General features: G+C 66.0%; 12 protein-coding genes. 8 read left to right on the top strand and 4 right to left on the bottom strand.

From position 1 onward, the window contains the following. Nucleotides 1-14 precede the first annotated feature (14 nt). From ABZX86_RS24210 to ABZX86_RS24175, 8 genes are all read left to right on the top strand, one after another. Complete coding sequence (locus tag ABZX86_RS24210) at nucleotides 15-566, top strand: hypothetical protein (RefSeq protein ID WP_355126949.1); 552 nt, start codon at nucleotides 15-17, stop codon at nucleotides 564-566. Nucleotides 567-663: 97 nt separating this feature from the next. Beyond that, nucleotides 664-1,209 (top strand): RRQRL motif-containing zinc-binding protein, encoded by a 546-nt coding sequence (locus ABZX86_RS24205; RefSeq protein ID WP_355126948.1) that lies wholly within the window; start codon nucleotides 664-666, stop codon nucleotides 1,207-1,209. 57 nt (nucleotides 1,210-1,266) lie between these two features. Then, the gene (locus ABZX86_RS24200) at nucleotides 1,267-2,169 is read left to right on the top strand and encodes a hypothetical protein (RefSeq protein WP_355126947.1); all 903 of its coding nucleotides are present in this window, start codon (nucleotides 1,267-1,269) and stop codon (nucleotides 2,167-2,169) included. After that, entirely contained in the window at nucleotides 2,166-3,923 is a 1,758-nt protein-coding gene (locus tag ABZX86_RS24195; RefSeq protein WP_355126946.1) for a TraG/TraD/VirD4 family protein, read from the top strand. Before ABZX86_RS24200 ends, ABZX86_RS24195 begins: the two co-directional genes overlap by 4 nt. Next, a complete protein-coding gene (locus ABZX86_RS24190; RefSeq protein WP_355126945.1) occupies nucleotides 3,920-4,405 on the top strand; it encodes a DUF4913 domain-containing protein in 486 nt (161 codons plus the stop codon). The genes ABZX86_RS24195 and ABZX86_RS24190 overlap by 4 nt, the downstream gene beginning before the upstream one ends. A 5-nt stretch (nucleotides 4,406-4,410) precedes the next feature. Next, nucleotides 4,411-5,622 carry a DUF1173 family protein gene (locus tag ABZX86_RS24185; RefSeq protein WP_355126944.1) on the top strand — a complete coding sequence of 404 codons (1,212 nt, stop codon included), beginning with the start codon at nucleotides 4,411-4,413 and terminating at the stop codon, nucleotides 5,620-5,622. A 655-nt stretch (nucleotides 5,623-6,277) separates the two neighbouring features. Next, a complete protein-coding gene (locus tag ABZX86_RS24180; RefSeq protein ID WP_355126943.1) occupies nucleotides 6,278-6,697 on the top strand; it encodes a hypothetical protein in 420 nt (139 codons plus the stop codon). A 660-nt stretch (nucleotides 6,698-7,357) separates the two neighbouring features. Beyond that, entirely contained in the window at nucleotides 7,358-7,657 is a 300-nt protein-coding gene (locus ABZX86_RS24175; RefSeq protein ID WP_355126942.1) for a hypothetical protein, read from the top strand. Nucleotides 7,658-8,171: 514 nt separating this feature from the next. Here the strand turns inward: ABZX86_RS24175 and ABZX86_RS24170 are convergent. The 4 genes from ABZX86_RS24170 to ABZX86_RS24155 all read right to left on the bottom strand — a co-directional run bounded on the left by ABZX86_RS24170 (nucleotide 8,172) and on the right by ABZX86_RS24155 (nucleotide 10,027). Beyond that, a complete protein-coding gene (locus ABZX86_RS24170; protein ID WP_355126941.1) occupies nucleotides 8,172-8,363 on the bottom strand; it encodes a DUF1508 domain-containing protein in 192 nt (63 codons plus the stop codon). Between the two features lie 144 nt (nucleotides 8,364-8,507). Continuing rightward, a complete protein-coding gene (locus ABZX86_RS24165; RefSeq protein ID WP_355126939.1) occupies nucleotides 8,508-8,843 on the bottom strand; it encodes a hypothetical protein in 336 nt (111 codons plus the stop codon). Between the two features lie 89 nt (nucleotides 8,844-8,932). Continuing rightward, entirely contained in the window at nucleotides 8,933-9,349 is a 417-nt protein-coding gene (locus ABZX86_RS24160) for an arsenate reductase ArsC (protein WP_355126938.1), read from the bottom strand. A 15-nt stretch (nucleotides 9,350-9,364) separates the two neighbouring features. Next, on the bottom strand, nucleotides 9,365-10,027 hold the full coding sequence (locus tag ABZX86_RS24155) for an arsenate reductase ArsC (RefSeq protein WP_355126936.1): 663 nt from the start codon (nucleotides 10,025-10,027) through the stop codon (nucleotides 9,365-9,367). Nucleotides 10,028-10,046: the final 19 nt, after the last annotated feature.

The following is a 10,046-nucleotide window of genomic DNA, read 5'->3' as shown; positions in this document are numbered from 1 at the left end:
CAAGGAGGCCCGTCGTGAAACGCACACTCGCCCTGATCTTCGGCCTGACAGTCATCGTGCTGCTGGCCGGGGTGACGGTCACCCTCACCCGCCTACACCACAACCCACCCGCGCCCATACCGGGCGGGGACGGCGACTACGCCATCACCGGGCCGACCCCGCACGGTGCCGGGCCCGCGGTCGCGGCGCAGCAAGCACTCACGGGCATGTTCTCCTGGCAGCCCGCCCACGATGAATCCGCCGGCGCCGGGCTCGCGCGCGCGAAACCCTGGCTGAGCGGGCAACTGGCCGCTTCCGCCGATATGCCTGCGGCGACCGGGATCAGACCCCTCGCCGAATGGGCGCAGTGGCGCCAGGACGGGGATGTGGTCACCGCGACCGCGACCACCACCGCGATCAGTGCCCCGGCCGCCGGGCGATGCCTGCTCAAAGTCGCTCTCACACAAACGGTGCTCCATCGCGACGGCACCAGTAGCCGCTGGCGGGTGATGGACATCGATGCCAGCACGACCGACAGCCCGGATGGATGGCGCCTGGACGGCTTCACCGTCACCGATTCGCACTGAAACCCCGTGAAGGAGAACCCGATGGCTGTTCGACCGATCCGTTATCCGCTTCCTGTGCGGCGCGTCTGGCGGCGCTGGCAGGACAGCCGAAGGCGTCGTGGTGGTCACCGATCGCAGCGGTGAACCGTCGCTGCCGACCTACTCCCGGCTCAGTGCGCCACCGGGATTGAGAACGCGCCGCCAACTGCGTGCGCAGGGACGCTCGCCTGGACGGCAGGAAATCGCGGCGCTGCTGAAGTTCAGGAGGCGCGGCCGCGAGATCGTGGCGTACCTGTTCGATATCGCCCGCTCGGTCCCCAAGCGGGCGGCGACTCCCGCGCAGTTGGCGGCGCTGCGAGAAGGCAACCGGGAGCGGCAGATTCAGGCCGCCGCCCGGCGCGGCTACTCGCGCGAATCGCTGAGCACCGAAGGGGACCCCGGCCCGGGATGGGACAGCGCCGCCGCGCACTACGGGCAGGTGCGGGGCCAGCGGATCGGCGTGGGTGTGCCGGTCAGCGGTGCGGCGGCGACGGCGGCGTCTTTGATCGCGGCTGCGACCACCCGCAACCGGTCGCCCGCCCTTTCCTCAGAGTCCGCACCTGCGCGGGCTCTGCCACCGGACCCGACTGTGACGGCCACGCCGGCAGTGGAAGCGGAGGTGTAGCGGCCCCGATTCGAGCACCCACCTCACTCATCTGAACCCGTAGAGAAAGGGCATGTCATGCCAGTACATGAGGAAGAGCAGATCGTCGTCGAGTCCGCCCAGCTGGTGCAAGCCTCCGCGCTCGCACTGATCGCCGCCCGCCAAGCCGTCAAGCATTGGGCGATCGAACGCGAACGCCAAGCCGCGCAGCACAAACCAGCCCGCAAGCAGCAGGAGCAAACCGAGTCTCGGCCTCGGCGCCGGATGGCCGATCGGATCCGTGAGGCTATCCATAACGCCACCCGGGAGCGGGCTCGCACCGTCGAAGCGCAGCAGCATCCGGTCGAAGCCATGGTGGCAGATTGGGCAGCCAAGACAGCCACCCATGAATACACCGTCAAGCTGGAACAAGGCTGGGGAGCTGCGGCGAAGGAATCCGACCAGCGGATGCGCGCTGCCGGTGTGGACCCGGATCGGGTGCGCGCCAAAGCTGCTGAAATCGAACAGGGCGCGCCCGTTGTCGCCCAGCCGACTGTCGATCCTGAGCGGGTCGCACGATTGGCCACCAAGTACACCCTCGACGAGCTCGATGCAGCCCGCGCGGTCATCGAACAGCAGAATCCGGCACCTCAGCAGGCGGCCGCACCGGCGGCGACTGCCGCACCGGCGAAAAAGGCTGCCGCAGCGAAGAAACCCGCAGCGGGCCCCGATCCGGCGGCCCCGAAAAAGGCTGCCGCAGCGAAAAAGGCCACGGCAGCGAAGGCACCTGCGGCGGGCACGGCGGCAGGGAACGGCAAGGCGGCGGGTGGTGCCACGAAACAGGCGGCAGCGAAACTGATGAACGCCGCGCAACCCACCCCGGCGGCCAAGGCCAAGGCGGCAAAACAACCGGCGGCCCAACCCACCACACAGCAGCAGCAGGCCACACAGCAGCAGTCTGCTGCGGCGACCGCTGCCCCGTCTGCGGGCGTCGCGCCGTGACCACCCGCCGCGCCGCCTCGAGTGGGCGGGTCACGGGCGACGTGGCGGTCATCATCGCCTTCGCCGCTTTCGCTGCCCTGCTCGCTGTGGGCTACGGCAGTTGGCGGATGGCATTGGGGCTCACCGGATCCGGTGACCCGACGTGGGAGGCGTTCACCCGGCCCAGCAGTTGGCCGGGCGTGGCCGTGGTGTTCGTCGCCCTCGCCGAAACGGCACTCCTGGCCCTCACCGCCCGCACGGTGCTGGGCCGGGCCCGCCGGCACGAAGTCACCCGCCGCGCCCAGGTCATGACCCCGCCGCGCCGCCTGTCGGAGGTCAGCGGGGCCAGCGCCACCAAGAAAGCACGTCGGTTGCGCCCGGACCTGGAGGTGGTGCGCGCGTCCGATACCGGAATCGAGCTCGGGCGCACCGTGATCGGCGATATACCGATCTACGCCTCCTGGGAAGACGAGCTGATCATCTTCGGCGGCCCGCGCACCTACAAAACCGCTGGTATGGCCATCAGCGCTGCGTGCGCGGCCCCCGGCCCGTTGGTGACGACCAGCAACAAACGCGATATGCACGACCACACCCGCGGGGTCCGCGAACGCGTCGGTACGGCGTGGGTGTCGGATCTACAGGGCCGCACCGGCGAACCACAGCAGGACTGGTGGTGGAACATCCTGGCCGGAATCGACCGGCTCCCCGCCGCCCGGCGTCTGGTCTCTTATTTCGAGGCCGAAACCACGCTCCCGGATGCCCGCTCGGACAACTACTTCCAAGGCGGCGCCCTGGAACTGGCCGCTCTGCACCTGCTTGCGGCAGGCGTTGGCGGCGGGGACATCATGCACGCGTTCAGCTGGCTCGCCGAAGAAGAGTCCCGCGTGCCCGCGGAACTCCTGGAAAGTGCAGGTCACGCTATCGCCGCGGGAAAGTTGCGCACCGTCAAATCGTTGAACGCCCGCCAGCGTGACGGCCTGTTCGACATGGCCAGACGGCTATTGGGGGTGCTCAGTGATGAGCAGTACGCGCGCACGGTGTTGCCGCCGCAGCGCAAGCTCTTCGACGGCGATCTGAGCCCCTTGGGTGCGTGGGCTCCCACACATGAGCTGCCCGAGTTCGACCCGGCCGCGTTCGTGACCTCCCGCGACAGCCTGTACTTGCTGAGTATGGAAGGCCCGGACTCGGCGACCGCCCTGGTCACCGCCCTGGTCGGCACAGTCTTGGATCAGGCCCTCAAAGTCGCGGCCCGCTCACCCGGCGGGCGCCTGCCCACCCCGCTGGTCGGTGTCCTGGATGAGGCCGCGAACGTCTGCAAGTTGACCCAATTGCCTGCGCTCTACAGCCATTTGGGCTCCCAGGGGGTGGTCATGCTCACCTTCCTGCAATCCCCGGCCCAGGCCAGTGAGGTGTGGAGCACCAACCAACTCGACCAGCTCATCTCGGCGTCGAACTGCCACATCTATGCCGGCGGTGTGGAAGACGCCAAATACCTACAGGGTTGGTGCGAGAAGATCGGTGACCACGATGTGGCCCGCTGGGCCGACAGCCTCGGCCGGGGCGGATCCTCGCGCAGTCAGTCCTGGTCACGTGAACCGACCTTGCCTGTGTCTTTGCTCGCCGAACTGCCCAAAGACCTGGCTGTGGTGTCCACCAGCGGCAATGCGCCTGTGCTGGTGCGCAAATCGCTGTGGTGGGACGGCCGCTACGCGGATGCGATCGGCGACTCCCTGCGCCACTACAGCCCGCCCGCGACGACGAAGGAGCTGCTATGACTCTCGATCTCGGCATGGACGACGCATTCACCGGCGGCGACGGCCCACCCCCGCCCAAAGACGAGGAGGGCGAGGATTACAAGTATCCGGACGTCGGGGTCTGGGTCACCGAATGGCTCGCTCCGGCAACAGCATTGAAGCTCTCCGACGGCGGCCGCGGCCGGGTCTGGTGCGCGAAATGGTTCGAACACCCGCCGGTCGTGGTGCGGCTCAACGAGCTGTGGCACGCGTGGGAGAAAGCCGTGCGCTCCGGCGACGATCACGCCCTGCACGGCTGGTACGTCTACGACTACGACGCCACCATGCGCGCACTCACCGACGGCGAATACGGGCCCATGCACGCCTGCAGCCCGACAAAACATCGCGATATACCTTGCCTGCCGGTCGAACCGGTCCCGCCCGGATTTTTCACGACCAATACAACGACGCTGATCACGATCATTTCCGCACCCCACAGACCCGCCCCGACTGCAGAGGAATAGATCCGATGGGGCGCGGAGATGTCGTGGAGTTGGCCGGACAGCGGGTGCGGCTCGAGGAACTGCGGGCGCACCCGCACCGGTACACCCGCCTGTTCACCGAAGCCAAAGCCGTTGACGGACACGGCCATTGCCTGTGCCGCACCGACGAGCCCCGACGCCTGGTGATCCGGTGCCTCAACACCCGCCACTTCCTGGCCCGCTGGCCCGGCGACGGCGCCGAACACCAGGACGCGTGCCCGTTCCACCAGCCCGATCCCACCCTCAGCGGCCGCTCCGCCTACGCCGACAACGCCATCGTCGAAGGCGTCGAGGGCACCACCATCCGCTTCGACACTCCGCTGCTGAGCACCACCGCTACCGCCAGTGACGGCGCGGCGGAGGATCTGCGCGCGAGTGCCGCCGGAAGTGGCCGCCGGGCGGTCGGGCTACTGGGTTTGCTGCATTTCCTGTGGGAGGACACCCAACTCAACTCTTGGCGCCCCGGGATCCGCCGGAACTGGGCCAGCGTGGTCCACGACATCGCACACTGCGCCCAGGACTGCACGATCAGCCGCCGCGCCCTGGTCGAAGTGCTCTACCCAGTCCCGCCCTACCGACCCGATATCGGGCCCGCCAACATCGCCGCGTTCGACGCCTGGCTCGATCGCTTGCGCAGCCCCCGCGACCAGATCCGGCGCGGACTGCTACTCGGGGAACTGGTCGAAGTCGAGGCGACCAAGTACGGAATGTCCTACAAGATCAGGCATCTGGCCAAGCGAGTGTTCCTCAGCGGGCAATTGCACCAGCGCATCCTGCGCTCCTACAGCCATGCTTTCACCCGCGCAGCGACCGAGCACGACGGCCGCCGGGTCGGGCTGTTCCTGATCGAGCGTTCCCCGAAAGGGCATGCGGTGCTGGCTGGCGCGGCGATCATGCTCACCACCGCCGGCACCTACATTCCCGCGGATTCGAGCCATGAACTCGTCATGGCCGCTGCCCTGCAGCAGGCCGGACGCGCATTCCTCAAACCGGTTCGCTACCACCACACCGTGCTGACGCTGCCGGACTTCGTGCTCACCGATACCGCCCAGCCTACGGTGATCGAGGTTTGGGGTTTGGACAGCGAAGAGTACTTGCGGCGCAAGGAAATCAAGATCGGCGAATATCAGCGCATTGGTACCGATCTGATCGGATGGCGGCCGCCGCAGCAGATGCCTGACCTGGCCTTACCGAGGTGAAATTCTTACTGGGCACCCACCAACCGAACTGGGTCACCCTCACCACCGAGCCCCTGTTCATCAGTGATGTCCGGCTGCGAAACCGCAAGACCCTGCCCCGGGCCTGCGGCGACATCGCCATCGACAGTGGCGGTTTCAGCGCACTAAGAAGCACGGTGCCTGGATCTCCGCCACCGCCCGCCAATACGCCGACCGGGTACGCCGCTACACCGAAGAGATCGGAATCGTGTGGGCGGCACCGATGGACTGGATGTGCGAACCGGTCGTGATCGCGGGCGGGCGGGTCGGTCCGATCCGCCGGCACCGGACTCTCGACACCGGAACACCAGCGCCGCACAACCGGCAACACCGGAGTATACGAACTCCTCAAATTCCTGCCGGTCGATCGACGGGGTGTATGGCTGCGCTGGTGAATCCGGTCGTCGGCAATCGGCGACCTTTGGCGTCAGCCGGCCTGGCCGAGATCCGTTGGTATCGGCGAAACCTGATGTCCTCGATCTGCGTGTCTGGCAGGTTGAGCGCGCCAGCGAACGCACTGTATTGCCGATACGCGCATCTGCGGGAATCGACGCGGTGCGCGGGCCGCCCCCATACAGTTGTGGCAATCACAACTCGTTGTCGATTCAGTCAAGCGTTTAGTACGCAAGGGACCAAAGTGCGGCATTCGTCAGCAGTCTCACTCCTCATCCTGGCCTCGGTTAGCTTGGTCGGCTGCAGTTCAACTAGTCAGAGCCACCCGAAGTCGGACGTCGAGCAGATCCAGGATTTGTGGAGCCGTGGACGGCACGCGGTCGCCGATGGCGACATCCCGACCGCGAATTCGCTGCGCTGTGCCGCAGAGGGCCCGATGCCCGACTCGACGGATCTGAGCAAGGACACAGTGTTCAAACAGGATCTGCAGCAAATCAAGATCGATGGCGACTACGCCGTCGGCGGACTTCCGTACTCCTCCAACGGCCTCCCTCAGGATTCGGGGCCATATGCCGGTCAGCGGCTCGACTGGGTGTCCTTCCACAAGGAAGGCGGAAGTTGGAAGGCATGCGATGACACTGGTAACCCACTCCTCGGACACTGACTCGGTCAGCACTGCCGACCTGCGGACGTGGACTGAGCGGCAGCTCAACACTGAATGCGAAACACCCCCAGGCCAGTTCGCTTCGAGCTGAGGACCTTTCGTCGTTTTAGAGGTTGCCGCGCCTTCGGCATGTGCCCGAACGCACTGTATTGCCTGCGGTCTCAATGGGTCTGCGCAACACTGGGTTAGTCCTGATGAAGTGTTGCGATGACCGCCTGAACCTGCACCGCGACCCGCGCGTTGGTCGGCTCTCCGGACTGGTTGGCCGAGCTCATTAGGCTCCGGACGTGGCCTACGAAACCTGGTTCCATGGGAACAACACAAGACTTGTCCCTGCAGACAAGGCGCAACCCATGGATGCCGCGAACTACGCCAATATCTCGTTCATCAGTGACGGGCCACCTATCGCTCACGCAGTCGCGACAGGAAGCAGCTGGCCCGAATGTGGAACCGATGTTCGGATGCTTCCTCACGGGTTTTCCTGGTCGCACCCGATTCCGGAGGGGTGGGAACGCTGCCGGGAATGCGTTGTCCTGCACCCGCTCTGAGCTCATTCCCGCATCGATCAGCCCACCGCGCCGGCCGGAGTGCTCGCTTTCCTCCACGGGCGGCAGCCCACAAATTGGTCAAGATGAGCATGTTCGTTGAGGATTGGCGATCATGCCGACCTCCAAGAAACGTAAGAAGCGCACCACCTCGAAGTCGGCGCAGGCGCACCGCGCGCCCGCTGCGGACGGCGTCGGATTCCACGATGACGATCTGATCCACGTTGCTGCCGGCCGCCCGCCGCACCTTTCGCTCGTGGTGCCGGGCGACGAAGCTGGGGAGGTCAAGCCGCGCTTGTATGAAGAGTGGCCTTGCGCGTCAGTGAACTCGGAGGGAATGACGTCCCGGCGAGGAGTCGGCGGGGTTGGTAACGGGCGCCAGGACGACGGTGGGTTCATCCAGTTCATGACGTAACCGCATGCAGAACGCGTCTAGGCTGCTGTAGCGGGACAGGATTTCTGCCAGAACTCGTACTGCTCCCGCGGAGTGGGGGGCCGGATCTGTGGTCGACATACATTCCTCCTACCGGGTGAATCCTGGTGCGCCGCAACAGGATGGGCCGCGTTCGGATCGGTAACCGCACCAGTGGGTGGCGGAGGAGCGCAATTGCTGGGTGCCACCACCCACTGGTGCGGGGAACTGTCGTACAGCGAAACGACCCGGCGTCAGACCAGGCGCGAGGCCATTGGTGGAAGCGGCCCTTAGGCACCCCGGACACGAGGTCTATCCAGCTGGTCGGCCGATAGTCCGCCCTCGTGCTGGCGGTGCCCGCAGACACCGTACTTATAGCTGGTGCCGCGAGCACGCATATCGGAAGTGCCGCAGGTAGCGGCGCGTGGGCCAGGGCTGACCTGAGCGGGGGGACGAAATGAGTAAGTCCCCCATCCGGTGCGGGTGGGGGACTTACTCATTTTTCAGGAGTTGGAGGCTATTTGGCGGCGTCGGTGAGATCGACCAGGGCGGCGCCGGCCGCGTTGGTCTGCACGGACGAGATGCCCTTCTTGGCTGCTTCCTTGCTGGCATAGGCCTGGCTTTGGGCGATCACTTCGCCGTTAGCGGCCTTGAGTCTCCACCGGATCTTGTCGGCTGCGTCGGCGAACAGTTCGAACTTGCCTGCCATGACTTACCTCGTTCCACCTCGTTGGGAAGCGCGCCTGACAGATCCCACGATAGGTGTGCCGGTGTCCGCTGACGTGCATGAACATGCCGTGAGGATTCTTCGCCGAAGCAGACGTTGCGTGCGGCGGCCGCGGTACGGGGCCCGCTAGTCGGTGTGGCCCAGCGCGAGGTCGGTGAGGCGGGCCGCGCTGTATCGGGCGTGGGCTTCGTCGATCGCTCGCACGCCTGATGCTCCGATCCCTTGCACCGCGCAGAGCTGGTCCGTCGAGAGCATGAGCAGCTGATGTGTGGTGGTGACCCCGTGTAGGTCCAGCGCCTGCCGGTACTGCGTAGGAACCCAGTCCATGTCCTGCGCGGCGGGCGCAGTTCGGGTGGTGTCCGCCGGTTCGTATAGCGCGGCCTGCAGCAGCTGCTGGGTGGAAGGCAGGTCTTCGGATATGACCGGTCCGCCGAGTGAGCAGATAGCGAGCTCGGCCAGCATCCACGCTTCGGGTCCGCGGCCCGCCGGGCGGACCAGAACGGCGGAGCATTCTTCTCTGCACTATGCAAGAGGGCTCACCGAAGTGGTCCTCAATCTTGTTGTCCGGTGGGCAATAGTTCGGTGATGAGTTCTTCGACGTGGGTGCGGATTTCGTCGCGGATGGGACGGACAGCGTCCAGCCCCTGCCCGGCGGGGTCGTCGAGTTTCCAGTCGCGGTAGTCGACACCGGGGAAGTACGGGCACGCGTCGCCGCAGCCCATGGTGATGACGACCGTGGAGGTTTGCACGGTGTCGGGGGTGAGGACCTTGGGTTGCTGGTCGGTGATGTCGATGCCGAGTTCAGCCATCGCTGCCACGGCGGCGGGGTTGATGGTGTCGGCGGGCGCGGTTCCTGCGGAACGGACCTCGATCGCGTCACCGGCAAGTTGGGCGAGGAAGCCTTGGGCCATTTGGGAGCGTCCGGCGTTGTGGACGCAGACGAACAGCACGCTGGGCGTGGAAGCCATGGGTGCGAACACCTTTCAGGAGGTGGGGATGTCGAGTTCGGCGAGCAGGGCGCGGACGCGGGTTTCGATCTGGTCGCGGATCGTGCGCACTTCGTCGAGGGGTTGCCCGTCGGGGTCGGGCAGTTCCCAGTTCTCGTAGCGGCGGCCGGGGTAGATCGGGCAGGCATCGCCACAGCCCATCGTGATGATGACGTCGGCGGCACGCAGGATCTCTTCGGTCCACGGTTTCGGGTATTCGCGGGCGATGTCGATGCCGATCTCGGCCATGGCGGTGATCGAGGCGGGGTTGATCTCGTTGCCGGGTTCGGAGCCACCGGACCAGGCGACGGCATTGTCTCCGGCGAGGTGGGTGAAGTGCCCGAGTGCCATCTGAGAGCGTCCGGCGTTGTGGGTGCACAGGAACAACACGGTCGGCTTACCGATCAAGGCTTTGCCCTCGACCTTGGCCAGTGCTTGCAGCCGTTGGCGGGCGAAGCGCTCGGCCAGCAGTGGCAGGAAGTTGAGAACCGTTGCCCGGGCAGCGAATTGGTCGTAGGAGGAGTTCAGGAACTTCTCGATGGTCTCGATACCGAAGGTATCGGCGAACTCGTCCTGCAATCGGGTAGCGGCGGTCTTGAGGGCCAGTTGCTGATCGATGGTCAGGGCGTGGATAGCGGGCGCGAAAGGGCTGTCGCTCATGGGGAATTCCGTTGCTCGG

This window comes from Nocardia sp. NPDC006630 (genome assembly GCF_040611495.1).
GTDB lineage: Bacteria > Actinomycetota > Actinomycetes > Mycobacteriales > Mycobacteriaceae > Nocardia.
Note: the sequence above shows the minus strand (reverse complement) of the source record. Positions and strands in the feature narration are given on the sequence as shown.